Below are 25,559 nucleotides of genomic sequence, written 5' to 3'. Positions count from 1 at the left end.
GCGCAGCACACGCGGTGCGAATCTCCGCGCCCATTTTCGCGCACGGTGCGGCAGCCGCTTGACGCCGTTTTTTTTCGGTAGCAGCACCGTTTCGCGCGGGAATTATTGCTGATTTATTTCTTCGTAAGATGGCTCGACCGTCAACCGGGCGGCGGGCCGCGAAGTCGCGCCGCCGTTGCCGGATCGGGTCAACAGGGGCAGACAAACCAATGTGCGGAATCGACGGCTTTCTGAATAGCGTCGCCTTCGATGAGGAGACAGCGCGCGGCACGCTTGCGCGCATGACGGCGAGCCTCGCGCATCGCGGGCCTGACGGGCAGGGCATGTGGGTCGATCCGGAGGCCGGCATCGCGCTCGGCCACCGGCGGCTCGCGATCGTCGATCTGTCGGTGCAGGGCCGGCAGCCGATGGCCTCCGCGTGCGGCCGTTACGTCCTCGTCTTCAACGGCGAAATCTACAACCATCGCGAACTGCGCGCGGAACTCGAACGCACGGGGCGCGCCCCCGCGTGGCGCGGCCGCTCGGACAGCGAAGTGCTGGTCGCGGCGATCGCCGCGTGGGGCGTCGACGCGACGCTGCGGCGCGCGACCGGCATGTTCGCCTTCGCGCTGTGGAACCGAGCGTCGCGGGTGCTGACCCTCGCGCGCGACCGGATCGGCGAGAAGCCGCTGTACTACGGCCGGATCGGCGACGCGCTGGTGTTCGCGTCCGAGCTCAAGGCGCTGCGCGGCTATCCGGGCTTCGACGGCGCGGTCGATCGCGACGCGCTGTGCCTGTACCTGCGCCAGTCCAGCGTGCCCGCGCCGCATACGATCTATCGCGGCATCAGCAAGCTGCCGCCCGGCACCTTCATCCAGTTCGAGCATGCGCGCGACACGCCGCGCGTGCGCGCGTACTGGACGCTCGAGCAGGCGATCGAGGCCGGCCGCGAGCGGCCGTTCGACGGCAACGCCGACGACGCCGTCGGCCAGCTCGACGCCGTGCTGCGCCAGGCCGTCGCGCGCCAGATGGAGGCCGACGTGCCGCTCGGCGCATTCCTGTCGGGCGGCATCGATTCGTCGGCGATCGTCGCGCTGATGCAGGCGCAGTCGGCCAAGCCGGTCGAGACGTTCACGATCGGCTTTCACGAGGCCGGCTACGACGAGGCCGGCTATGCGAAGGCGGTCGCGCGCCACCTCGGCACGCGCCACACCGAGCTCTACGTGACGGCCGACCATGCGCTCGCCGTCGTGCCGAAGCTGCCGTCGATCTACGACGAGCCGTTCTCCGATGCCTCGCAGATCCCGACCTTTCTCGTGTCCGAGCTGACGCGCCGGCACGTCAAGGTGAGCCTGTCCGGCGACGGCGGCGACGAGCTGTTCGGCGGCTATACGCGCTACTTCCTCACGCCGCGCCTGTGGCGCAAGCTGCATCGCGTGCCGGCCGCGGTGCGCGCGCGGATCGCGGCCGCGCTGCACGCGCTGCGGCCCGACCACGCGGACCAGCTCGCGGCCGTCGCGCAGGGCGCCTGGGGCGGCGTGGACGCGCGCGACGGCGCGTCGCGCATCGGCGACCGGCTGCACAAGCTCGGCCACGTGATGACGGCCGAGAGCCGCATCGGGCTGTACCGGCTGCTGATGTCGTCGGTCCATCATCCCGAGCGCCTCGCGCTCGCCGGCCAGGAGCCGCCGACGCCGCTCGACACGGTGTCCGCGTGGCCCGCGCATCTGAGCTTCGCCGAGCAGGCGATGGCGATCGACACGCTCACGTACCTGCCGACCGACATCCTCGCGAAGGTCGACCGCGCGGCGATGGCCGTCGGCCTCGAGACGCGCATGCCGTTCCTCGATCATCACGTCGTCGAATTCGCGTGGCGGCTGCCGGCCGCGGTGCGGCTGCCGCAGGGGCAGCCGAAGGCGCTGCTGCGCCGGCTGCTCGATCAGTACGTGCCGCGCGCGCTGATCGACCGGCCGAAGCAGGGCTTCTGCGCGCCGGTCGATCATTGGCTGCGCGGCGCGTTGCGCGACTGGGCCGAAGCCTTGCTGGAGCCGTCGCGGTTGCGCGCCGAAGGCTTCTTCGATGCGGCGGCGGTCGAGCGGCTGTGGCGCCAGCATCTGACGGGGCGGATGAACTGGCAGCATCAGCTGTGGACGGTGCTGATGTTCCAGGCGTGGCTCGAGGGACAGCGCGCGGCGTGACGGCCGGGTGAAACGCGATGCGCAACACGCGGAGGCCCGCGAACGGCCCCCGTCCTTGCCGGTTCAGGCCGTTCGAGGCTCACACTCCCACGCCGCTCAACCGATGTTCAGCGGCGTACCGACCGACAACTGGTTCGGATCGCCCGCGACCGACGGATTGAGCTGCAGGATTTCGGTCAGCGCGCGCGCGTCCTGCTGGTCGCGCGTCAACCCTTGCTGATCGGCGCGCGACACGTGCGCGGCATCGAGCAGCGACTGCCGATGCCGGTCGGCGATCACCCACAGCGAATCGCCGGCGACGACGATGTACGGCTGCGCGGCGGCCGGCGTCTGCGGCGTCGTCGGTGTCGTGGGCGGCGCCGCGGGCGCGACGTGCGCGTGCGTGCCCGATGGCGGCAGGGGCGGCACGGCCGGCGCGGAAGGCAGGCCAGGCGCGGAAGGCGCGCTGCCGTGGTGCGTGGTGCCGTTCGACGGCGGCGTGTTGTTGTTGCCGTTGTTACCGCCGTTGCCGCTGCTGCTGCCGCCGCTGACCGCCGTATAAACCCAGTTGCCGACGTAGATCCCGATCGGCGCGAGCAGCAGGATCGTCGGCATCTTGCCGGTGACGCGCTTGGTCAGGTTGGGGAAATGCGTGTCGGCGCGCGCGAGCGCGAGCAGCGTGGCCGAGCTGAGCGACGCGATCGCCGTCGGCAGGTTGGTGTGGATCGTCGCGGCCGCGCCCACGAACGGCGCGATATAGCCGCCGGCGATGCTCGCGAGGTCGGACGCGGTGTCGATGAAGCGCACGAAGCGGCTGCGCCGTTCGATGCTCAGGTGGGTGAACGCGCTGGCCTGCACGAGGCCGGTGTAGGTGAGGCCCAGCACCGCGCCGGTGGTGCCCAGCAGCGGCACCAGCGACGGATCCTGCAGTAGCGTATGCAGCGACATCTCGCCGAGGCTCGCATAACCCGCGATCGCGGCCGTGCGGCCCACCTTGCCGAGGAAGCGGCGCGGATTGCCGTGATGCAGCTGCTGGATCGACGTGCCGGCCAGCACGCCCTGCATCTGCTGGATCATGTCGTTCGCGAGCAGCTTCGTGTATTCGACCGTCTTGTCGGCGGACAGCGCGTTGCGGCCGTGCAGTTCGAGCTGCAGGTTGATCTTCGCGCGGCCTTCGCCGGCCAGCCGCACCAGCGACGCGCGACGTTGCGCCTCGTCCATCCGGTGCGCCGACAACTGGTTGTTGAGCCCGTTGATGAAGCGATCGATCACGTGGTTGAACAGCCGCGGATCGCCGCTTTGCAGCGCGCGCAGCGTGTCCTGATGCAGCGCTTGCACGAGCCGGCCGGTCCGCACGCCGACGAAGGTCGCGTTGGCCGCCTGCTTGTAGTCGGTCGGCGTCAGGCCGATATGGTGGACGGCGATGCCGGCGCCGATCCCGACCAGTCCCGACAGCACGTTCTTCCAGCTGAGCACCGACCACGAGCGTTCCATCTGCTGCAGGCGCAGCGCATTGAGTTCCGCGAAGGCGGCGAGCGGATCGCCCGGCTTCACGTAGTCGGCCGCCTGCGCGCTGATCAGGCGGCTCTCGCTGACCGGCAGCGACGCGTCGACCATCAGCGCCGGCCGTCGGACCACTTCGCGCCACGGTTCGAGCCCCGCCGCGACGGTGCTGCCGTCGACCAGCGTCGTATCCTGCTGCGGCGCGCGCAGCCGGGCGCCGACGTCCTTCAGCCAGGCCTCGTTGAACTTGCGCTCGCGCGACTTCTCGGACGGCGCATGGCTCGGGTCGGCGTGCCACGCGTCGGTCGCGAACTTCGCCGTCGCATAGCGCGCGCGATGCAGCAGGCGCGTCGTGTTGCCTTCGTACAGGCGCTGGCGCAATTCGGCGATCTGCGCGGGCGTGAAGCCCTTTTCGCGGCCGATCCGCTCGATCTCGGCCAGCAGCATCTGGTGCTGGTCGGCCAGCGTGTCGCGGTCGACGCGCTCGAACACGCGCGTCAGCGCGTCCGTGCCGTGCAGCCGCGCGAGCTTGCTGCGCGGTGCGTCTAGGCCGTCGGGCTGCGCGTATTCGTCCACGGCGCGCTCGACGAGCCGCTTCGCCAGCGCAGTCGTCAGCTCCTGGTTCGCGATGAAGTCGGCGCCGTGCGTCGCATACGACAGGCCGACGTGCACCCATTCGAGCGTGGGGCGATCGAGCAGCGAGTCGAGCAGCTCGAGGTGCCCGGCGCCGGGCACCGGCTCCGGCACCGCGTCCCAGCCGTGGAACGTGACCATCACGTGCGGCGCGGGTTCGCCCTCGTGCTCGGCGGCCCACGATTCGAGCAGCGCGCCGAGGCGTGCGTGATGGTGATAGCCGTCGTTGGTGCCCGCGAGGTGCCGGTAGTCGGCGGCCGACACGAGCGCGCGCGCGGGCGCCATCTCGAGGCGCAGCAGGAAGCCGGCCTCCGACGCCGCGTCGAGCCAGCGGTGCAGGTTCTCACGGGTCAGGTCGTCGAGGTGCATGACCTTGCCGTTCTCGCCGGTGATGGTGCCTTCCCAGTAGTCGATCTTCGCCTTGCGCTGGTCGCCGATCGATTTCACGTCGCCGACGAATTCCGGGTCGTGCTTCGCGCCGCGCGTCGCGTTCAGCGTGTGCGGATCGATCGGGATCGTCACGACCGGCATGACGCCGCCGTGGCGACGCGTCTGCGCGACGAATTCGGCCGGATCGTCGGACAGCCGGTACGCACGGCTCATCGGCACGAGGCGGTTGCGCACCGCGTCGCCGGCGCCGAGCACGGCGCGCCGCAGCGCGCGGTCGGTGGCGGCGGCCGTGCTGAGGCCGCGCTGCGCACGCCTGGAGAACGGCACCGGCGCGTAGCGCGCGCCGCCGCCCGACCAGTCGCGCGCCACGTACAACGGCAGGCCGGTGCCGCGCCATGCGGCGGCATCGGCCATCGTCGCGGGCGGCGGCGTCGTGGCCGTCGCGTCGGTCAGCTCGAGCGGCGGCAGGCGCGAATCGCGCTCGTGCTTCGCGAGCGCGTCGATCCGCTCGAGGTGCGCGAACAGGTCGGGCACGTTGCCGTCGCCATACAGGCGCTTCCATTCGACCAGCGTCGTGCTGACGAGCGACGGCTGGTACGGGCGCAGCTTGAGCTCCGGATAGGCCGGCTCGGGCAGCCCCTGGCGCTTCGCGGCCTTGGTCGCGGCCTTGATTTCCTTCTTCAGCGCCTTGCGTGCGCTGCGCGTTTCGCGGGCCGCGTCGCTTGCCCAGTTGCGCAGCGACGCGAAGGTGCTCGGCGACGTGTCCTTCGCGATCCCGTCCAGATACTCGACGCGCCGGTTCAGCGCGGCAAGGCGCGTGCCGCGCGCGTGGTCCGCGAGTTCGGCCGGCGTCAGCTCGGTGAGCAGCAGATGGGTGTCGGCGCCGTAGGGCCCCGCGCCGATCGGCGACGATTCGAGCGGCACGCCGGGCGCGCCCGGATTCTGCCAGTCGTGCCACGTCAGCTTGCCCTTCGCGTCCGGCACCAGCACGCCCTGCGGCGTGTCGAGCTGGTGGGTGAGCGGGTCGCTCGTGTCGTACACGTAGATGTGATGCTTGCCCGCATCGAGCGCGCCGAACTCGGCCGCACTCAGCAGATGCACCGCATTGTGGCCGCTGAAATCCAGCGCCGCGTGCTTGCCCGACGGCAGCAGGTTCCGGTCGAACAGCGGCACGCTCGCCGCCGCCGCCCCGGCAGCAGGCAGCGCGGCGCCCGTGCGGGCGCGGCCGAGCAGCGCCGCGGTGCGGTTGCGCGTCAACAGCGCGACGCGGCGCGGCGCGTTCAGCGTCTTGGTGATGCCGAGCTGGCCGAGGTAGCGCAGCCCGGGCCGCGGCAGCCTGTCCGGCTTGTCGGCCTTCGGCGGCTTCGGCGCATCGAAGCGATTGCCGACCTGTTCGAGCATGGCCGGATCGATGCCGCTGACCACGAACGACACGCCATGCCGGCGCGCCCGCGTGAGCGGCACGCCGTGCGGTTTGCCGTGCGGCCGCACGCGCACCTGCGCGCGGCGCGGATAGGCGTCGCGCAGCGGCCGCTCGCCGATGCGCGTCTGCGCCAGCGGCGCCTTCTCGTGGTAGTTCCACGAACCGCTCGCGGCATCGTAGGTCGCATGGCCGCGCAGCTCGCCCGTCGTGCGGTCGATCGCGTAGATGGTGTCGGTCCGCCCGGCCGCGCCGATCGCCTTGTGCGCGCTGCGATAGTGCTTCGCATCGGCGAGCGCGCCGATCGCATCGACGTAGCGGCTGCTCACGCGGCCGCGCCGCGTGAATTCGACGACCTTGCCGTCGCCCGCGTACTCGATCTTCGCCATCCCGCCGAGCGCCTGCAGCTGCTTGAGCGACACCGGCGACGCATGGAACGCGAAGCCCGCGCGCTCGGCCGCGGCCGGTGCGGGGTCGGCCGCGTCGTGGGCGGGATCGAGCGCGGCCGTGAGCGATTGCTGCTCGTCGGGCGTGAGCTTGCCGCCGACGAACTTCGGTTGCGCGATGGCGCCGTTCGCATCGATCCGTGCGGTCGCGACCACCTCGGGCACCGCCGCGGGCGTGATCTTGCCGGCGCGCGTGATCAGCAGCACGGTATCGGTGCCGGTCTGGCGCACGAGCGCGCGCAGCGACGCCGCATCGGCGCCGTCGACGCGCTTGAGCGTGCGCATCCCGCGCGCGTCGAGCCACGCGCGCGCACGCGTCATCTCGGCGCTGTCGAGCGCGTTGCGGCCCGACCGGGCGCCGCCGCGCCGCCCGCCGCCGCGTCCCGTGGCCGGGGCCGCCAGCGTCAGCGGCGCCGGCTCGCCCGCGAGCTCGGTGCGCGCCTGCTCGCCGTACAGCGCGCGATAGGTCGGCTTGCCGGGCAGCGACGTGCGGATCTCGCCGAACGCGTCGGCGAGCGCATCGAGCGCGGCCGGCTCGCCGCTGGCAAACGCGTGTTCCGCCGCGCGCGCGAGCGTCGCCGGCAGCTGCACGTGCGCGGCGACGTCGGGGCCGCCCGCCGCGAGGATTTCGGCGCGCACGCGATACGCGTTGAGCTGCGCACGCGCTTCGGCGAGCAGCAGGCTTTTCACGTACGCGTCGGGGCTGCTGCGGTCGAGGCCGAGCGTGTCGGTGGCGAGGTCGACGCTGTGCTGCGCTTCATGCGCGAGCGCGAACACCAGCGTGCCGGCGCGGCGTGTGTTGCCGTCGAGCACGATCCTGCGTCGCGCCGCATCGACATACTGACCGCCGCCGGGCGCGCCGAGCTTCACCTTCCAGCCGTCGGCGCGCGCGAGCCGCAGCTGCGCGCGCAGCGTCGGCGAGCGGCGCGCCAGCGCGTGGGCCTGCATCCTCAGCACGATGCCGCGGAAGGTCATGACGACGTGCGCGATCGCGCCGCGGCGCGGCGCATACGCGCCGGCCTCGTCGAACGCGGGATGCGCGAGCTTGATGCGGCCGTGCCTGAGCCCGGAGTGGATCTTCGCGGCGACTTCGTCGATCCGCGCGAGCACGGTGCCGTGCGGATCGCCGTGCGGCAGCACTTCGCCGGGATCGTGCAGCATCACGTCGCCGTTGCGGCCGAACAGCACCTGGAAGTCGTACAGCAGATGGTGGTCCTGCGTGACGCGGCGGATGCGGGCGAGATCCGTCAGGCCGCGGCTCGACACCACGGCCGGCAGGCCGATGTCGAACTCGACGTCGACGCTGCTCAACTGCGCGGACGGCTTCAGCACGACGCCCACGCGGTTCACGACCGAGAACGGCCCGTCGGTGGTGCTGGTCGGCAGCTCGTAGACCTCGCTCAGCGTCTTGAGCCCGCCTTGCTCGAGCTCGACCGCTTCGTACGCATCGGCGAGGCCGTCGATCGAGCCGTCGCGGTAGACGCCGAGCGCCTGGCCGGCGCCGCCGTCGAACACCGTCTTGTACGCGCCCGAGCCGAGCACCGGCCCGAGGTAATCGGCCGGATCGACCGGCCGACCGGGCGCGCCGTCGAGATGGAGCGTGCCGTGCGCGCCGTCGACCGACAGCTCGCCGAGCGACGGCTGGCGATAGCTGGCCGGCACGTAGCGGTTCATTGCCGACAGGTCGGTCGGCATGCCGTCCGCGCCGATCGCGTCGGGATGGACGGTGTAGATCGCGCGCTGCCACAGGTTCGCGAGCTGCGCGGCGCCGCCTTCGTTCGCATGCCGCGCCGCCAGGATCGTCGTGTAGCCGTAATCGGACGGCGGCGCGTTGAGCAGCGTGAACTCGTGCGGACCGACCGGCTGCCCGTCGGGGCCGAGCAGCGTGCCGTCGCGTAGCGTGTCGGCCGGCACGATCGCGATGCGCTGGCCCATGTCGAGCAGCACGCGGCCGTCGCGCAGCAGCGCGAGCGTGTCGACCGGCGGCGCTCCGCTCGCGCCGAACGGCGACGCGTCGCGTTCCGCATGCGCCTGCGACCATGCCGCGCGCTGCGCCTGGATCTCGCGCATCGTCGTCGGCGCGTCGCGCTCGCCATCGCCGTCGTGCGCGGCGCGCGTCTCGGGCGCCGGCATCGCGCGCGCGCGCCGGCCGGGGCCGCGATCGTACGCGTCGCCGTAAAACTCCGTGTAGGTCTTGCCGCGCGCGCCCGACACCGGTGCCTCGGCGAACGCGTCGGCGAGCCGTGCGAGCGCGCCGGCGTCGCCGCGCGCGGCCGGCCATGCGTCGGCTTCCGCCTGCAGCGCGTCGGGCAGCCGCACGTTCGCGGCGATGTCGACGCCGCTCGCCATCCGGATCTCGTAGCGGGCCTCGAATGCGTTGAGCTGCGCGCGCGCCTCGGCTTCGAGCGCCGTGCGCGTGAAGCGGCCGCGGCCGCTGTAGTCGAGGCCGAGCGTGCCCTCGATCGCGTCGACCGCATGCTGCGTTTCATGCGCGAGCACGTAGGTCATCCAGCCGGGGCCGGCCGCTGCGCCGTCGATCGTCACGCGCCGGTGCTTCGTGTCGATCCGGCTGCCGCCGCCGCGCTTGCCGACGCGCACGCGCCAGCCGTTCGCGTCGAGCATGCGCAGTTGCGCCGCGAGCGTGCCGGAGCGCTGCGCGAGCGCGCTGACCTCGGCCGGCAGCGGCGCGCCGCCCACCCGCATGCGCACGCGCGTGATCACCGACGGCTTCTGCACGAACGCATCGTCGGCCAGCGGCGTCGCATCGCGGGCCGGATCGAGCGCCGAATCGAGCGCGTCGACGCCATGCTGCTCGATCCAGCGGTGGATGCCTTTCTCGATCTCGAACAGGCGCGACAGCGACAGCGTGTGCGCCGCGTAGGTGTTCAGGATCGGGCCGGGATCGCAGACCAGAAAATCGCCCGAGCGCGTGAAGATGCCTTGCAGGTCGAAGCCGACCTCGTGTTGCTCGAGCACCTCGCGCGTCTTCAACACGTTCTGGATGGCCGCGCGCGCCACCGCGGGCGGCAGGCGGCCGCTCGCGAATTCGTCGCTGTGGAACACGCCGAGCGGGAGCGACAGCGCGGAGACGCGGTCGCCGAGCGCGCGGAACGGGCCGTCCAGCCGAACGGTGCGGATGCCCCACTGTTCCAGCTGTGCGAGCGCGCGTTGCTCGTCGCGCACGAGCTGCTCGTCGGCGGCGCGCTGCGCTTCGGGCGTCAGCGGTTCCTGCGGTGCGCCGGGCGGCTTCGGGCTGCGGTCGACGGTGGCGAGCGCGGCGTCGTCGCCGAGTGCGAACGCCGTCTTGCGCGCGCCGGCGCCGAGCAGTTCGCCGACGTTGCCGTCGATGTCGATCCGGCTGGCCGGATCGCCGGCCAGATGCACGCCGTCGGCGTCGGCCGCGAGTTCGCCGAGCGCGTGCGGCGCGGCGGGCGCGGGGTCGAAGCGGTGGAACATGCGCGTGTCGTGCACCGTCGCGTCGGCGCCGACCGCATGCTCGGGCGGCGCGTAGACGGCGCGCTGCCACACGTTCGCGAGCCGCGCGGCCGCTTCGTAGCCGCCTTGCCCGGCGGACAGCACGATCGTGTCCGCCTGCCTGAGCGTGGGCCACGGCGCCATCGCGAGCGCGTATTCGTGCGCGCTCACCGGCTTGCCGTCGACGAGCAGCGTGCCGTCGGGCAGCGTGTCCGCATGCAGCACCAGCACGTCGCCGTCGGCGAACGTCGACATGTGGCCGTCGCGGCGCGCCTGCAACGTGGCGGCATCGGGCGCCGGGCGCTCGCCGAACGGCGACTCGAGCACGGCGTGCGCGTAGCTCCACGCGGTGCGCGCGTCGAGCTGCTGCCGGCCGGCCGGCGCGCTGCCGTCCTGGCCGTCGGCGGGCTGCATCCGCGGCGCGGGCATCCGGCGCGGGACGCCGCCGCGGCGCTTCTGGCGCGCCCACACGTCGTCGTAGAACTCGCTATAGGTCTGCGCGTCGCGAGCGGCCACCGGCGCATCGGCGAAGTTTTCGGCGAGCCGCGCGACCGTGCCCGTGTAATCGCTCGTCGGCCCGTGCCAGTCGACGCCTTCGCGCGCGATCGCATCGGGCAGCTGCGCGTGTTCGGCGATGTCGACGCCGGTCGACAGCGCGATCTCGTAGCGCGCCTCGAACGCGTTGATCTGCGCGCGCGCCTCCGCTTCGAGCGCCTTGCGCGTGAAGCGGCTGCGGCTGCCGTAGTCGAGGTCCAGCGCGCCGGCCATCGCCTCGACCGCCTGGCGCGCCTCGCTCGCGAGCGTGTAGGTGATGCTGCCCGGTTCCTGAAGCGCGCCGTCGATCGTCATCACGCGCTTGCGCACATCGATGTGGCTCCCGCCGCCGCGCTTGCCGACCTTCACGCGCCAGCCGCCGTCGCTCAGCATGCGCAGCTGCGTGACGAGCGTCGCCGACTGCGAGGCGAGCGCCAGCACGGTGTCGGGCACCGGCGCACCGCCGAAACGCATCTGCATCCGCGTGAACCAGCCGGGGCCGGACGCGGCCGCTTCGGGCGGCGCGGCTTCGGTGATCTCCGGATGCGCGGCCACCAGGTCGGCATCGTAGGCGAGGGCGACGTCGTGGTGCGACACGGGCCGCGCGGCGCCGCCTGCGCGCTCGCGCGGCGGCGCGGTCTCGCCGTGTGCCGGCGCACGCTCGGGCGCGGCGCTGCGCTCGGACTTGACCAGCACCAGCACGCGGTTCGGCGCGCTGAAGCGGCCGTCGAGCGCCTTCAGCGGCCGCGGCGTCGCGGCGGGGCGCGGCAGCGCCGGCTCGTTCGGCCCGCGCTTGCCGGCGAGCACGATCACCGGCGCGTCGCCTGGCGCGCGGGCGGGCGACGCGTGCGGTGCCGCTTCGGCGTCGCCCGCGAGCGCGACGCCGTCGGGCGCCGGATCGAAACGCAGCGTGCGCGCGTCGGCGCGCAGCTGACCGTCGGCGTCGAGCGCCTCGGGCGTCGCCGCATAGACGGGCTTGTCCCAGCGGTTCGCGAGCTCGGGTGCGAGTTGCGCGTCGTGCTCGCCGGCGATCACGACGATCGGTTCGTCGAGATTCGGCGTGCGCGCGGCGGCGGGCGACGCGCTATGCGGCGCGTCGCCGTCGCGCACGATGTAGAGCGTGCGGCCGCCGACCTCGAGCGGTTCCGCGCTCGGCCCGCGCGGCACCGAGATGCCGGCCGGATCGGCCGTCGCCGCGCGGGCGGCGGGCTTCGCGCCGGTCAGGTCGACGACCCGGACGTCGACACGCGGGCGTGCCGCGGCAGGCGTCGTGCGCGCGCCCGCGCCGGGCGACGCGTCGGCGTCGAGCGGCCGGTAGCGCAGCGCCTGGGCGTCGGCGCTGCGCCGGTCGAGGTTCGCGTCGGTCGCGCGCTCGGCCGCGGCCTCGTCGCGCTGCGCGTCGACGCGCGCGCGTTCCTGGCTCGTGCGCCGCGTGCTGCGCGCGTCGTTCGCGGCGCTGGCCGTCTCGCCTTGCTCGGCCGCTTGCGCGAGGCTGCGCGGCGCCTGTTCGTCGCGGGCGGCCGCGTATTCGTCGCGCGCCTGCTGCAGCGTGCGGTCGAGCAGTTCGAGCGGTGTTCTCGCCACGACCTTCGGCGTCGTGCTCATGCCGCCGCCGTCGCCGAACGACAGCCGCTCGCCGGTGTCGGTCACCGAGTCGATCCGCGTGCCGTTGGTCCAGCTCTTGTCGGAGGCGGAGACGACCGACAGCTTGCCGTCTTCGCCGAGCACGACGAATTTGCCCGCGGGCAACGCGTTGCGCGACGTGCGGTCGAGCACGCGAATCGGCTGGTCTTCGTAGGTCAGGATCTTGTCGCCGACGCGCAGCGTGCCGTCCGGCGACACGGTGACGGCCTCGCCGTCGAGCGTCACGCGCGTGCGGCCGGCCGCGAGCGACGCGTCGTCGCCCTTGTTGAGGATCCGGCCGATCGTCTGACTGTCCACGCTGACGGTCTTGCCGTCCGCACCGCGGATCGGTATCGGCCTGCCGGTGCCCGTGCGCACCGACGTGACCACGCGCTCCTTGAGGCCGCCCGCGGCCATCAGCGCGACGTTCGTCAGCCCCGACTTGAGCTCCTCGCCGGCGGCCTTCTTGTCGCCGGTGACGAAGTAGTCGTAGCCGGCTTCGCCGAACGCCTCGAAGCCGGCGCCCAGACCGGTCACGACCGCGGTGGCCTTCGTGCCGCCGGCGAGCACCGACGCGACTTTCGGCGTGCGCGTGAGCGCCGTCACGGTGCGCGTGAACAGCTTGGCGCCGGCCAGCTTCGCGGCGCCCGCGGCGCCCATCGGCACGAGATTGATGAAGTCCATCCGCGCACCCGCGTCGGTGAACGGATTGATGCTGCGGCCGTGGTCGGCGCGGTTGGCCAGATCGAGCCCGGCGCTCGTCACCGTCGCGCCGATCGCGGTGTACATCATCCCCGCCCCGAGCAGGTTCAGCGGCACGCCGACGACCGCGCCGACGACGGTGCCGTCGAGCAGCGTGCCGAGGCCTTCGAGCGCCATCCCGCCGACCATCATGCCGATGTTCAGGCCGGTGCTGGTCAGCGTGTTCATGAAGCTGTCGAAGCCGCTCTCGTGGTGCGCGGCCTTCGAGACGAGCTGCAGCGTGCCGTCCGCGTTGTGGCCGGTCGCGATGTCGACGGTGCCGTCCTTCGACAGCTCGTTGTTGTCGATGTAGTCGTTGATGTCGTCGTAGGTGCTCGCCGTCTCGTCGACGTACTGCGTGCCGTCCTTGCCGCTGACCTTGAACAGCGCGCTGGTGGTCATGCCGGCATCCTTCGCCGCATACACCATCGGCAGCACGCTGACCTGCGTCGTCGCGCCGCCGCCGACTTTCAGCAGCTGGTCGCGCACGCTGTCGATCGTCGACAGCTTGTCCTTGTTGGTGAAATGCGTCTGCGTGTCGGTCGCGATGGACGTGTTCGACGACGCGTCGCCGCCGACGTCCGGCGCCATGCCGAGCGCGACGCCGATCAGATTGCGCTGCTGCGTGTCGCTCAGCTTGCCGAAGTCGATGGTCGCGCCTTTGCCGGTGCTCGCGCTCGCCGCGTCGAGCAGCGTGTTCGACAACTCGCTGCGGTGTGCCTCGTAGAAATCGTGCTGCGCGCTCTGGTAGTCCTTGTACGCGTCGGAATTCGGATCGGCATAGCGCAGCCGCTCTTCGAGTCCCGCGTCGAACTGGTCCAGCAGCACCTGCTGGTGGGCCGACTCGCTCAGCAACTGCAGCCGCTGCACGGTGTTGTCGGCGTTCTGCGCATCCTTCTTCGCCTGATCGAGCTGGGTCTGGTTCGGGTTCGGCAGCGGCGGCGTATACGCGGGCAGGATGTCGCCGTCGGCGAGCTGCCGGAAGCGCGTCGGCGCCGGATGCGAGGCCTGCCAGTCGTCGTATTGCTGCTGGATCGTCGCGAGCGTCGCGTGCTTCTGCGCTTGCTGGTTGCGCGCTTCGGTGAGCGCCGCGCCGGTCGCACGCTCGTTGACCAGATTCGACAGCCGGTTGTCGGCGGCGCGGATGGCGCCCGCGGTGACGCGCAGGCGTTTCGCGTCGAGCAGCGTCGGGCCGGACGGCGTGGCCGGGTTCGCCGCCGCATCCGCCGGCGCGAACGACAGCGGGCCGTTCAGCAACGGCGACGTGTTCCACAACGGCTGGCTGCCGTTCGGCGCGCCGTTGGCGTTCGGCGCGCCTGCGGCGTTCGTCTTCGGCAACGGCGACGAAAACAGCGGCGCCGCGTTCGCGGGGGTGCCGTTCGCTGAGGTGCCCGTCGTGTTCCACGGCGGCGGCGCGAACAGCTGCGACGGGTTCGCCGTGTTGAACGGCGAGGGACGCGCGGGCGGCTTGACGCTCGCCTCGATCTGCGCGGCCTGGTCGTCGTACTGCTGCGCGAGCGAGGCGCCGTACGCGACCACGAACGCGTCGTGCGCGATGCCGGCCTGCTGCTTCGCGAGCTGCAGCTGCTGGTACGGCTCGCTCGGATCGTCGGACAGGCGAGCGAGCTTGCCGTGGTAGTTCGCCTGCAACGTGTCGGCCTGCTGCTGCGCGGCCAGCATCTGCAGATAGCTGCTGCTGGTGCCCGCCGTGACCTGCGCATGAGCGAGCGCCGTCTTGTCCTTGGCGATCGCGTCGGGCACGATCACCGTCGGCCCTTCCTTGCCGTTGTCGGCATCGGACTGCTGCTGCGCCTGGGCGAGCGTCACGTTGTCGTTTGCCGCCGCGAGTGCGGCATTCGCGTAGTTCGCGTCCTTGGCCGCGGCCGTGACGGTCGTCTGCGCCGCATCCGCGGAATCCGGCGCGTCGGGCATCGACACCTGCAGGTCGAGCGGCTGCAACGCATCGTTGAGCCGGCCGACGCCCGCATCGAGCGCCGCCTTGTAGTCGGGATCGGCGAGGTACGACTGGAATTGCGCGTACGCGAGATTGGAGTTCGCGACGCCCGCGAAAAACTTCGCCGAGCCGGCCGACGCATGCGCCTGCGCCTTCTGCCAGTCGTCATAAAGCCGGATCTGCAGCGGGTTCTTGCAGTCGCTCGCCTGCGGCGCCCAGTTCGGATCGTCCGGGTGATCGGGGAATGCCGCGATCAGCGTCTTGAGCTGCTGGTCGGCCGCGTGCTGCGCGTCGCCGGGGTCCGTCACCTTGCCGGAATCGTCGAGCTTCATCCCGGCCGGCATGTCGGCGTTCGCCTGCTCGCCGTACAGGATCATGTAGCCGGCGTCGGTCGTCACGTTCAGCTCGCGCTGCGCGTCGTCGGCGGCCGCGCGCGCCTTCGCATAGTCGGCCTGCGCGCTCTTGCGCTCGGCGGGCGTCGACTCCGGGTCGCGGTTCGCCAGGTGCAGCACGTTCTGCGCGCCTTGCAGCGCCTGCGACGCGTTGTCGTACTTGGTCTGCGCGCCCTGGATCGCCTTCTGCACGGCGGTCGTCTTGTCGTTCTCCACCGTGATGTCGGGCGGCGGCGCCGTGTACTGCGCGGCCATGCTCTGGATCAGCGACGTGGCCGACTGGATTTCCGCGTTGGTCGGCTTGGCCGGGTCGGTGGCCAGCGACGCGGTGACGGGGATCGGCGGCGTCACGGTCGGATTCGCGGGGCCGGCTGCCGGATCGTCCTGCTTCGGCGGCGGGGGCGGCGGCGCGACGACCGGATTCAGCGTTTCCGACAGGAAGCGCTGCCAGTTGACACCCAGTCCCAGCCCGTCGATCGACAGCATGCTCGTCTCCGTTGAGCCGCGCGATGCGCGGCGCGCACGGCGCGCCACACGCCGCGCCGCGATCGTTCGAGTGTACGGACGCGCATCGCGGCGGGCGCACGGCTGTTTCGTAGCGCGGCGAGGCGCGCGGCGCGACGGCGCCGCACGCGCTACGAGAGCGGCGCGGGCTGCGGCGGTGCGGCGCGGCAGCGTCGTTCGACCCCTGAAAACGGCCCGCATCCGGCGATGCGCCGACGCGCGCTCAGCCCGTCACTGGTCGAGGCACCGCACGCACAGCCGCTTCGCCTGGCTGGCCGGCAAGCCGCGACACATCATCACGACGGGGCGCGCATGGCACGACGGCGCGTCCGCGGCGGCGGCCGCCGAGGGCAGCCGTCGCGCGCGCTCGGGCGGCGTGGTCGCGACCGCGTCCATGCGCCGCTGCCGCGCCGGCGGCGGCACGTCGCGCACGACCGGGATCGGCTCGACGCCGCCCTCGCGCGCATTGCGCTGTGCGCTGGCGACGACGCGGCTCACGTAGCCGCTCGAGAAGCCGGTCGTGAAGTTGCCGCTGTAGTAGCAGGACAGCGCCGCGCGCAACGCGGCCTGCGGCGAGCGGCCGGTGTTCGACGAGCGCGCGAAGCACTCGGTCAGGATCGCGCCGCCCGCGCGCAGGTTGCGGCACGGTTCGAACATCGTCGCGTCGTCGAGCCCGTACTTCGCGAAGTTGCGCTCGTTCACCTGCGCGAGCCCGACGCTGTAGCTGAAGCCGCGCGCGGCCAGCTCGCTCGCGGTCGCGCGCGCCTCGTCGAGCGACGCCGGCTGGCGCGTCAGATGGCCGCCGACCACGCCGATCGCATACGGATTGAAGCCGGATTCGGTCCGCACCAGCGCGGCGAGCGTATCGGGATCGACGTTCGGCGCGCACGCGCGCGCAAGTTGCGTGAAGGCCGCGGCGCTGCCTGCCGCGCGCGCGTCGCGCACGTTCAGGCCCGAGCACGCGAGCATCAGCGCGGCCAGCGCGTACAGGCCCGCGGCGACGCAGCGCAGCGCGCGCGCGTTCATCCCGCCCCCGCCACGCGGTACGACAGCACGAGCCCGTGCACGAGCAGCGACCAGCCGTCGAGCGCGACGAACAGCAGCAGCTTGAACGGCACCGAGATCGTCGTCGGCGAGATCATCTGCATCCCGAGCGCGAGCAGGATGTTCGCGACCAGCAGGTCGACGACGATGAACACGATATAGATCACGAAGCCGATCTGGAACGCCTTGGTCAGCTCGGCGAGCGTGAAGCTCGGCACCAGCACGAGCAGGTCGTCGTCCTTGATGCCGTCGGCGCGGTTCTTCGGCCACACCGACGTCGCGGTGCGCACGAAGAATTCACGGTCGCGCTGGCGCGTGTGCGAGACCAGGAAATCCTTGATCGGCGGCAGCGCGGCGTCGGCGAGCACGCCGATGTTCGCGGTCGACAACTGCCCCGCCGCGTCGAAGTGGCGCGCCTGCAGCGCGTCGCGGATCGACATCCCGACCGGCGCCATGATGAACAGCGACAGGATCAGCGCGATGCCGTTCAGCACGAGGTTCGGCGGCACCTGCTGGATGCCGAGCGCGGAGCGCAGCAGGCCGAGCACGACCACGAGCTTCGTGTAGCTCGTCACCATCAGCGCGGCGAACGGTGCGATGCCGAGCGCGGCGATCACCGCGATCAGCGCGACCGGATTCGGCAGATTGCCCATCGCTCAACGCTCGCGCGGGGCCGGCTGCGTCAGCGTGACGACGCGCACGCCGAGTTTCTGGCCGACCGCGATCAGATGCCCGGTGCCGATCAGCATGCCGTTCGCGACCAGATGGATCACGCTCTGGTTGATCCCTTGCTGCAGCTCGATCACCGCGCCCGGCTGCAGCGCGCCCAGTTCGCCGAGCGGGATCGACGTCGGCGGCAGCTCGAAGCGCAGGTCGACCGCGAGGCCGTCGAGCGAGCGCGGTGCGTCGTCCGGCGGCGCATCGTGTGCGGTCGCGGGCGGGGTGTCGGTGCGGGTCGGTTCCAAAGGCATCTCCCTGATTCGTTCGACGGTCAGCCGGGTGCCGGACGGCCGTCCGATGATCTCCCACGCCGGCGTGGCCGGCACGCGCGCGACGCACAGCAGGTTCTGCTCGTGCGCGCGCCAGCGTTCGATCGCGATGATGTCGCCGCCGACGACGTCGGCCAACTCGGCCGTCGTCAGTTCGGTGCGGCCGATCTCGAACACGAGCGGCACCGGCAGGCTCGCATAGGCCGCGTGCGGGGCCGGCCGCGCGGGCGCCGGTTGCGCGAAGAACACCGCGAGCGCGTCGGGCGCGTCGAACAGCAGCGCGCCGTGGCAGCGCCATGCGCCGTCGGCGCGGCGCAGCTCGAAGCGCAGCGCGGCCGGTGCGGTGCGCCATGCGGGCACGCTCGCGGGCGGCGGCAGCAATTCGACGCGCTGCCGCGTCGCGGCCTGTAGCACGGCCGCGAGCGGCGCCGCGAGATCGGCCAGCAACGCCGCTCGGATCACGGCCGGCACGGCCGGGTCGGCGGCATCGCCGAGCCATTCGGTTTCGGCGAGCGGGTCGAGCCACAGCGTGCCCGTGGCCGGGCCGACGACGAACCGGTATGCATGGGCATCGGCAACCGGCTCGGCGGCGACGCGCCAGCGCACCTCGTACGCGTGCTCGCCGAGCGTGACCGGCACGGCGGCCGGCGCGCCGTATGCATGCGACAGCCCGCGCGCGGCGGCCGCGGACAGACGCGGCAGATACGGCGACGCGTCGAGCGGGACCGCGACCGCGACCGGCGCGGGCGGCACGGCGGCGGCGGTCTGCGCGGCGGCCGGAGCGGCGGCGGGCGCTTGGTTCGCGGCGTCGCCGGTGTCGGCATTCGTCAAAGGCAGCGCAGGCACGGCGGGATCGGGGCGGATTCGGCGATGGTCGACGGGTTGTGGTGGCCGGCGGCGCGGGGGGCGCGCGGCTGCTGCGTCGATTGTAGGGACGGTGCCGGCCGCGTGCGGCGCCGGAATCCGTAGTCGCAGACGGCACGCGGCGCGGCTCGTGGTGGCGAGCTACGAAGCGTGTCGGGGGTGTGGGGGCGGGTGAGGGGGAAGGTGGGTGGGCTTGGGGCGTGGGGTTGGGGTGGCGCAGGGCGGTGTCGCGAGGACGCGGCGCGGTGTGGGGCTCGGGTTGGCGCTTGGGTTGCCGTGGCAGGGCTTGGCTCGTCTCGACCGGGCTCGGCTCGATGCGGCTCGACATGGCATGGCTCGGCCTCGCCTCTGCTCAACGCGCCCGATGTACCGCGCCCCACCCAACCAGAAAACCGGCCGGCGCGCCTCGGGGCGCCGGCGCGGCCGCGGGTCACGCGTAGTCGGCGGTCACCATCGGCTGCGGCGCGGCGCGCAGGATCGGCGCGGCATCGTGGCGCTCGACGTGCGTCATCGCCGCGCCGAACAGCACGAGCCGATAGCCGACCGCATAGATCGGGATGATCCGCAGGTTCTTGTCGTGATCGAGCTGCAGCTTCGAACGGATCCGCGAGATGTGCGTGTCGAGCGTGCGCGACGACACGCCGAGCTCCCGGCCCCAGACCGCTTCCTGGATCGCTTGCCGCGGAACGATCTTGTTCATGTTGTCGAGCAGGAACTCGACGACGTCGAATTCTCGCGGCGTGACGTCGACGACCTTGTCGTCGATTTCGATCGTCCGGCGCACGAAGTTGATTTTTATGTTGTCGATGTACAGGTATTTGCAATCCATGGTGGCCCTCGCATGTCCGTAAAGGAGTGTTGCGAGTCATGTACTGCAACTTCCGGGCCAGTGATGGAGCCGCCCCAGCCGTGCGGCGGGTCCCGGCGCCCGCAATCGCGCGCCGGTGTTGAATCTAAAAGAATTTTTAACGGTGCCGCAGCCGCGTGCCGCGGCGCCGGCCCGACCGATATTGAAGAATTGTTACGTAGCATCGCGCGGGAACGTTACGGGCGTTACGTGCGTTACGCGCGGCGTTACGGCGCAATGACGCGCAGCACGATGCGGGCGCGGCGGGGCGCCGCGCGGCACCGACGCACCGACGCACCGACGCACCGGGCAGCAACGCCACACCGCGCCGCCCGATGCGTCACACGCCCGTCAAGCCTTCGCGCCGCCGCCCGAATCGAACGGCAGCACGTAGTGCCGCTTGCCGGTCGCCGCGAAGATCGCGTTGGCCACGGCCGGCCCGACCGGCGCGACACCGGGCTCGCCGACGCCGGTCGGCGCCTGCGCGGACGGCACGATGTGCACCTCGACCTTCGGCATCTCGGCCATCCGCAGCACGTGGTAGCCGTCGAAGTTGCGCTGCTCGACGCGGCCGTCCTTCAGCGTGATCGCGCTGTGCAGCGCCGCGCCGAGCCCGAAGCCGATGCCGCCTTCCATCTGCGCGGCGACGATGTCGGGGTTGATCGCGATCCCGCAGTCGACCGCGCACACGATGCGCTCGACCTTCACGTTGCCGTCCGCGTCCACCGACACCTCGGCCACCTGCGCGACATAGCTCTTGAACGCCTCGGCCACCGCGATCCCGCGCCCGCGGCCCTTCGGCAGCGGCTGCGCCGGATCCCAGCCGGCCTTCTGCGCGGCCAGCTCGAGCACGGCGCGCATGCGCGGCTCCTTCGCGAGCAGGTCGCGGCGGAACAGGTACGGGTCCTTGCCGGCCGCGTGCGCGGCTTCGTCGATGAACGCCTCGACCGCATACGCGGTGTGCGAGCTGCCGACCACGCGCCACCACAGCACCGGCAGGCCGACCTTGGTCGTGGTGAGTTCGACCGACACGTTCGGCACCGCGTACGGCAGGTTCGCCGCGCCCTCGACCGACGTCGCGTCGATGCCGTTCTTCACCATGAACGCGGCGAACGGCGTGCCGGCGAGGATCGACTGGCCGACGATGCGGTGCCGCCAGCCGACCAGCCGGCCATCGGCGGTGAGCCCCGCATCGAGCTTGTGGAAGTACATCGGGCGGTAGAAGCCGCCCTGGATGTCGTCCTCGCGCGTCCACTGCAGCTTGACCGGCGTGCCGTCCGCGCCGAGCGCCTTCGCGATCGACACGGCCTCGACCACGTAGTCGGACCACGCGTTCGCGCGCCGGCCGAAGCTGCCGCCCGCATACAGCGTGTGGATGCGCACCTGCTCGGGCTCGAGCCCCGCGACCTTCGCGGCGTTGCCCTGGTCGATCGTCTGGAACTGGTCGCCGGCCCAGATCTCGCAGCCGTCGGCCGTCAGCTTGACGACCGCATCAAGCGGCTCCATCGGCGCGTGCGCGAGATACGGGAATTCGTAGGTCGCGCTGAGCTTGCGCGCGGCGCCGGCGATCGCCGCGTCGGCATCGCCGTCCTTGCGCGCCGACACGCCCGGTTTCGCGGCGAGCTGGCGGTATTCGCGCATGATCTCGTCGGAGCCGCGCTTTTCGGCGTGCGTTTCGTCCCAGTCGATTTTCAGTGCGTCGCGGCCCTGTTTCGCGGCCCAGAAGCCGGTCGCGACGACGGCGACGCCATTCGGCACCTGCACGACGGCCACGACGCCCGGCACCGCCTTCGCGGCCGTCGCATCGAACGACTTGACGGTCGCGCCGAAGCGCGGCGGCCGCTGCAGCAGCGCGACGCGCATGCCGGGGAAGGTCGTGTCGAGCGTGAATTGCGCGGTGCCGTTCGACTTCGCCGACGCGTCGACGCGCGGGATGCGATGGCCGATCAGCTTGAAATCGGCCGGCTGCTTCAGCGTGACGTGGTCGGGCACCGGCAGTTTCGCCGCATCGGCGACGAGCGTGCCGTAAGCGGCCGTCCTGCCGCTCTTCGCGTGCGTGACCACGCCGCCCGCGGTGCTCAGCTCGCCGGCCGGCACCTGCCAGCGCGCGGCCGCGGCCGACACGAGCATCGCGCGCGCCTTGCCGCCGGCTTCGCGCAGCTGCTGCCACGAGTTCGCCATCGCCGAGCTGCCGCCCGTGCCCTGTATCGTGCCGAACGCGAGGTTCGCGTAGCGCTTGGCGTCGGCCGGCGCGCTTTCGACGCGCAGGCTCGACCAGTCGGCGTCGAGCTCCTCCGCGACGATCGTCGCGATGCCCGTGTACGCGCCCTGGCCCATTTCGACGTGCTTGGCAATTACCGTGACCGCGCCGTCGGGCGTGATGCGCAGGAACGCGTTCGGCGCGAAGTCGGCGGCGGGCGGCGTCGCGGCGAGCGCGCGGCGGCCGAGGCCGGCCCATTCGAAGCCGATCGTCAGGCTGACGGCGGCTGCGGCGCCCGCGGTTTTCAGGAAGGTGCGGCGCGACGCGCGCACCGAACCGGCGTTGTCGAGTTCGATCGTCATGGTCACGCTCCCAGCGTCGCGGCCGCGTCGTGGATCGCGGCCCGGATGCGGGCGTAGGTCGCACAGCGGCACAGGTTGCCGTTCATCGCGGCGTCGATGTCCGCGTCGGTCGGCTTCGGGTTCTGTTCGAGCAGCGCGGTCGCGGACATGATTTGGCCGGACTGGCAATAGCCGCACTGCGGCACCTGCAGTTTCACCCAGGCGGCCTGTACGGCCTGCGCGGGCTTGCTCTGCAGGCCTTCGATCGTCGTCACCTGTTTGCCCGCGATGCCGGCCAGCGGCAGCACGCACGAGCGCACGGCCTGGCCTTCGAGATGGATCGTGCATGCGCCGCACTGCGCCATGCCGCAGCCGAACTTCGTGCCGGTCAGCCCCGCATGCTCGCGGATCGCCCAGAGGACGGGCATCGACGGATCGGCGTCGAGCGTGACGCTCTTGCCGTTGAGGACAAACGTGGTGGGCATTTTTTTGTCTCCGTGGGGAAAACCCGGCATGCGCCGGATCAGGTGGGAGTGTGCGCGAACGGCCCGTCGTTACGGCTATCCGATCCTGCAAATTTATTGAACAATCCTGCAAATCCCGGGCACGGCGGCGCGCGTTTCGCTATGCTCGCGCGATCCGCAAAACGACCCGAGGAACCGCCATGGACATGACCGATATCGCGGCATCGCGCGAATCCGGGCGGCGCGAGCTGGCGTCGCTGATCGGCCGCTTCGCGCCGGCGGACGGCTCGCACGCGACGGCCGTGCCGGCGCTGATGCTGCACCGCCATACGCGTGCGGTCGATCTCGGCTGCGGCGTGTCGCGCGCCGCGCTCGTGATCGCCGCGCAGGGCGCGAAGCGCGTGGTGGTCGCCGGGCAGGCCTACGAATACGACGCGCAGCACTGCCTGATTACGTCGATCGACTTGCCGATCCTGTCGCGCGTCACGCAGGCGTCGCCCGACGTTCCTTATCTTTGCCTGTCGCTGACGCTCGACCTGCAGCGCATCGTCGAACTCGCTGCCGAGATGCGTCTGCCCGAGCCGGAGGCCGGCCCCGAAGGCGAAGGCATCGCTGTCGCCGAGCTGACGCCGCCGCTGCTCGACGCCGCGCTGCGCCTGTTGCGGCTGCTCGATACGCCGGCCGACATCCCGGTGATCGCGCCGCTGATCGAAAAGGAACTGCTGTACCGGTTGATGACGAGCGGGCAGGGCGCGCGCCTGCGTCACATGGCCGTCGCCGGCAGCCACACGCACCGGATCGCGCGCGCGATCGAATGGATTCGCGACCACTACGCGGAACCGATGCGTGTCGAGACGCTCGCGCAGGCCGTCAACATGAGCGTGTCGTCGCTTCATCATCACTTCAAACACGTGACCACGCTCAGCCCGCTGCAGTATCAGAAGCAGTTGCGCCTGCACGAGGCGCGGCGGTTGCTGCTGCGCCTGGGCGGCGACGTGGCGTCGGTGGCCGCGACGGTCGGCTACGAGAGCGCGTCGCAGTTCAGCCGCGAATACAGCAGGCTGTTCGGCGCGCCGCCGATGCGCGACGTGGGTCATTTGCGCAGGAAGGAATTGCTCGGTACGTAGTCGGCGCTGCGGGCAGGTCGTCGGCCGATGAGGAGCGACGCGGGCCGTGCGGGCGGCGATGCTCCGTGCACGGCGAACCGCACGGTGCTGCAACCGGCATGCCAGCGGCGCGCGCGTCATATGCGGCGCGGTATCGGGTCGTGCCGCGGCGCGGCCGGCGCGCCGCTGTTCCACCCGTGTATCCCGCGCCGCGCCGCACGCATTCGGCGCTCGCGGCGTCGCCGCGTATCGACGCGCCGAAAATGCGAGAAACGCCATACCACGATGATTTTTTCGCGCCGAAACGACGCTTGCGCGCGCCGCTTCGCGCGCGGGAAAGCGGCGTCGACGTCGTTTCCGAGTTGTTTCTCCGGTGTATCGCGCGCCATGCGGACTCGCGTGACGCCCGCACGATACGCACATCGAAATGCAATGCGCCGGCGATCATTACCGGACGATGAAATGAATGTGCAACGTAATAAAACGCCCGATGTGCTGGCGGATACGCGCGAATGCCCGGCGTTTTTCATCGAATATGCGGGCCGGTAGAAAGCGGTGCGGCCCGTGCCGGTTTTGCGATTCGTCGCTCTGCGGCATTAACCACCGATGCGCGAGCGAGTCGGGATTTTCGCGGATGAATCAATCGCATTTTCGGGTAATCGGTTTGCCGTTGCATGCTTCGTGCAATCGGTCCCGTGCCGTATGCGCGCACGCTTTGCGCGAAGGCGCGCGACGCGCGAGCGACCCGTTCGCAACTTGCCGCAAGCCCGCGAAAGCCCGGTGGCAGGCCGTTTTCGGGCGTTGACGTGTCCATTGTTCCGAACCGGCAGCGCGCGATTCTCAACTCTGAAACAGACGTTCGGTAGCACACACATGCGGCGCCGCGCACCGCGTCGCGCGGCCTTCGGTGGGATTGCTTCTCGTCAGTCGATGATCGCCGCAGGCGGCCACCTGTTGCCGCGATACATTCCTGAAACGAAAACCGCATGTTTCCGCGCTGCCCGCGCGCCGTGCCACCCGCAATCGTCGGCGCAATCGTGCGTGGCATGCCGCTTGCGGTATTGACCGCACCGGCGGGCAGTCGACCTGATGCAGTGAAGATTGGGGGGGCGGCAGTCTCGTCAATAAGCAGTCGGGGAACAGCGATGAAGACCACAAGCAACAGCTTGATCCGCGCATTCTCAGCGCAACGATGGGGTAACCGTACGACTCGCGGCGCAGTGCCGGCGTCGCGAGTGCGTCGTTGCCGGCGTTCCGGTATCCGCGCATTGCGCGTGCTGGAGCAGCTGTCGTTTCGCGCCACCACTGATCGACAGCGGCGCTCTCGTCGACTCACTTCACCCTGATGGACCAGCAGTTCGTATCGGGCCGCTCGATGCCGATGCGCGCGTGCACGTCCATCGACATTTCGATCGCATCGCGGCAATAGCGGCGCGACCCGGACTGTACCGAAAACCCGCGAGCCGGATTATCCGCATGATCGGCGACCGGTAACTCACGAACAACGTTGCTGCGTGACGGTCAGGCGCGCGTGCACGGTTGCGCATTGTTGTCGCGTTGCCGCGATTACGCGGCGATTTTCAGCGGCAGGGCGTTCGCCTTCGGTAAATCGGGTCGTGCATTTTCGCTCGCCGGCAGTGGCGAGCCGCATGCCGGCGCGCGGCGCCGCCCGATATCGAACGACGCACGACGAACGATACGGAACGATGCATTCGTTTTCCGGGTTCGAGACTCGGTTTATTCCGGTGACTTCACCGGTGCGCAAGCCGGTATTCAAAACGATGAATCGCAGGGCCAATAAAACAGCGAATGGGATTTAGGCAATGAGTCGAATTGCGATCGGAGAAACGCTCGTTGCCGATTGAATGGCGGTCCTTGTGTTCAGGGATTGCTCGACGCAGGCAGGCTGAAGGCGTGCAGCTTCCTGCGCTTGT

Annotated in this window: 11 protein-coding genes; 3 read left to right on the top strand and 8 right to left on the bottom strand. The window is 71.1% G+C overall.

Annotation, left to right across the window (positions count from 1 at the left end; genetic code table 11):
• Window positions 1-209 precede the first annotated feature (209 nt).
• The gene (gene asnB, locus MBR110_RS20445; RefSeq protein WP_181709293.1) at window positions 210-2,177 is read left to right on the top strand and encodes an asparagine synthase (glutamine-hydrolyzing); all 1,968 of its coding nucleotides are present in this window, start codon (window positions 210-212) and stop codon (window positions 2,175-2,177) included.
• A gap of 96 nt (window positions 2,178-2,273) precedes the next feature.
• Here the strand turns inward: asnB and MBR110_RS20440 are convergent, their stop codons facing one another.
• The 7 genes from MBR110_RS20440 to MBR110_RS20410 all read right to left on the bottom strand — a co-directional run bounded on the left by MBR110_RS20440 (window position 2,274) and on the right by MBR110_RS20410 (window position 22,540).
• Complete coding sequence (locus tag MBR110_RS20440; RefSeq protein ID WP_181709292.1) at window positions 2,274-15,752, bottom strand: LWXIA domain-containing protein; 13,479 nt, start codon at window positions 15,750-15,752, stop codon at window positions 2,274-2,276.
• Window positions 15,753-16,001: 249 nt separating this feature from the next.
• Window positions 16,002-16,796 (bottom strand): lytic transglycosylase domain-containing protein, encoded by a 795-nt coding sequence (locus MBR110_RS20435; protein ID WP_014725395.1) that lies wholly within the window; start codon window positions 16,794-16,796, stop codon window positions 16,002-16,004.
• Complete coding sequence (sctR, locus tag MBR110_RS20430; RefSeq protein WP_059895829.1) at window positions 16,793-17,467, bottom strand: type III secretion system export apparatus subunit SctR; 675 nt, start codon at window positions 17,465-17,467, stop codon at window positions 16,793-16,795. The genes MBR110_RS20435 and sctR overlap by 4 nt, the downstream gene beginning before the upstream one ends.
• A 3-nt stretch (window positions 17,468-17,470) precedes the next feature.
• A complete protein-coding gene (gene sctQ, locus MBR110_RS20425) occupies window positions 17,471-18,649 on the bottom strand; it encodes a type III secretion system cytoplasmic ring protein SctQ (RefSeq protein WP_059463052.1) in 1,179 nt (392 codons plus the stop codon).
• A gap of 448 nt (window positions 18,650-19,097) precedes the next feature.
• On the bottom strand, window positions 19,098-19,496 hold the full coding sequence (locus MBR110_RS20420; protein WP_011882595.1) for a winged helix-turn-helix domain-containing protein: 399 nt from the start codon (window positions 19,494-19,496) through the stop codon (window positions 19,098-19,100).
• A gap of 369 nt (window positions 19,497-19,865) precedes the next feature.
• The gene (locus tag MBR110_RS20415) at window positions 19,866-22,076 is read right to left on the bottom strand and encodes a xanthine dehydrogenase family protein molybdopterin-binding subunit (RefSeq protein WP_181709291.1); all 2,211 of its coding nucleotides are present in this window, start codon (window positions 22,074-22,076) and stop codon (window positions 19,866-19,868) included.
• A 2-nt stretch (window positions 22,077-22,078) separates the two neighbouring features.
• Window positions 22,079-22,540: a (2Fe-2S)-binding protein gene (locus MBR110_RS20410; RefSeq protein ID WP_011882593.1), complete on the bottom strand. Its 462-nt coding sequence runs from the start codon at window positions 22,538-22,540 to the stop codon at window positions 22,079-22,081.
• A gap of 179 nt (window positions 22,541-22,719) precedes the next feature.
• Between MBR110_RS20410 and MBR110_RS20405 the strand changes: the two genes are divergently transcribed.
• The gene (locus tag MBR110_RS20405) at window positions 22,720-23,646 is read left to right on the top strand and encodes an AraC family transcriptional regulator (RefSeq protein ID WP_046423768.1); all 927 of its coding nucleotides are present in this window, start codon (window positions 22,720-22,722) and stop codon (window positions 23,644-23,646) included.
• A 116-nt stretch (window positions 23,647-23,762) separates the two neighbouring features.
• Here MBR110_RS20405 and MBR110_RS20400 read toward each other — a convergent pair whose 3' ends face one another.
• On the bottom strand, window positions 23,763-24,155 hold the full coding sequence (locus tag MBR110_RS20400) for a hypothetical protein (RefSeq protein ID WP_181709290.1): 393 nt from the start codon (window positions 24,153-24,155) through the stop codon (window positions 23,763-23,765).
• Between the two features lie 977 nt (window positions 24,156-25,132).
• Between MBR110_RS20400 and MBR110_RS20395 the strand changes: the two genes are divergently transcribed.
• Window positions 25,133-25,426, top strand: coding sequence for a hypothetical protein (locus tag MBR110_RS20395; RefSeq protein ID WP_014725389.1), 294 nt, complete (start codon window positions 25,133-25,135; stop codon window positions 25,424-25,426).
• Window positions 25,427-25,559: the final 133 nt, after the last annotated feature.

Origin of the sequence: Burkholderia sp. MBR-1, assembly GCF_013822785.1 — a bacterium.
GTDB lineage: Bacteria > Pseudomonadota > Gammaproteobacteria > Burkholderiales > Burkholderiaceae > Burkholderia > Burkholderia vietnamiensis.
The sequence above is the reverse complement of the archived record's forward strand: the minus strand, read 5'-3'. Positions and strand labels throughout refer to the sequence as shown.

Excerpts from the sequence above, each read along its gene's own strand:
- MBR110_RS20440 (WP_181709292.1), bottom strand. The coding sequence starts at position 15,752 with ATGCTGTCGATCGACGGGCTGGGACTGGGTGTCAACTGGCAGCGCTTC.
- MBR110_RS20400 (WP_181709290.1), bottom strand. The coding sequence starts at position 24,155 with ATGAAAAACGCCGGGCATTCGCGCGTATCCGCCAGCACATCGGGCGTT.
- MBR110_RS20410 (WP_011882593.1), bottom strand. The coding sequence starts at position 22,540 with ATGCCCACCACGTTTGTCCTCAACGGCAAGAGCGTCACGCTCGACGCC.
- MBR110_RS20420 (WP_011882595.1), bottom strand. The coding sequence starts at position 19,496 with ATGGATTGCAAATACCTGTACATCGACAACATAAAAATCAACTTCGTG.
- MBR110_RS20435 (WP_014725395.1), bottom strand. The coding sequence starts at position 16,796 with ATGAACGCGCGCGCGCTGCGCTGCGTCGCCGCGGGCCTGTACGCGCTG.
- sctR (WP_059895829.1), bottom strand. The coding sequence starts at position 17,467 with ATGGGCAATCTGCCGAATCCGGTCGCGCTGATCGCGGTGATCGCCGCG.
- asnB (WP_181709293.1), top strand. The coding sequence starts at position 210 with ATGTGCGGAATCGACGGCTTTCTGAATAGCGTCGCCTTCGATGAGGAG.
- MBR110_RS20405 (WP_046423768.1), top strand. The coding sequence starts at position 22,720 with ATGGACATGACCGATATCGCGGCATCGCGCGAATCCGGGCGGCGCGAG.
- MBR110_RS20415 (WP_181709291.1), bottom strand. The coding sequence starts at position 22,076 with ATGACGATCGAACTCGACAACGCCGGTTCGGTGCGCGCGTCGCGCCGC.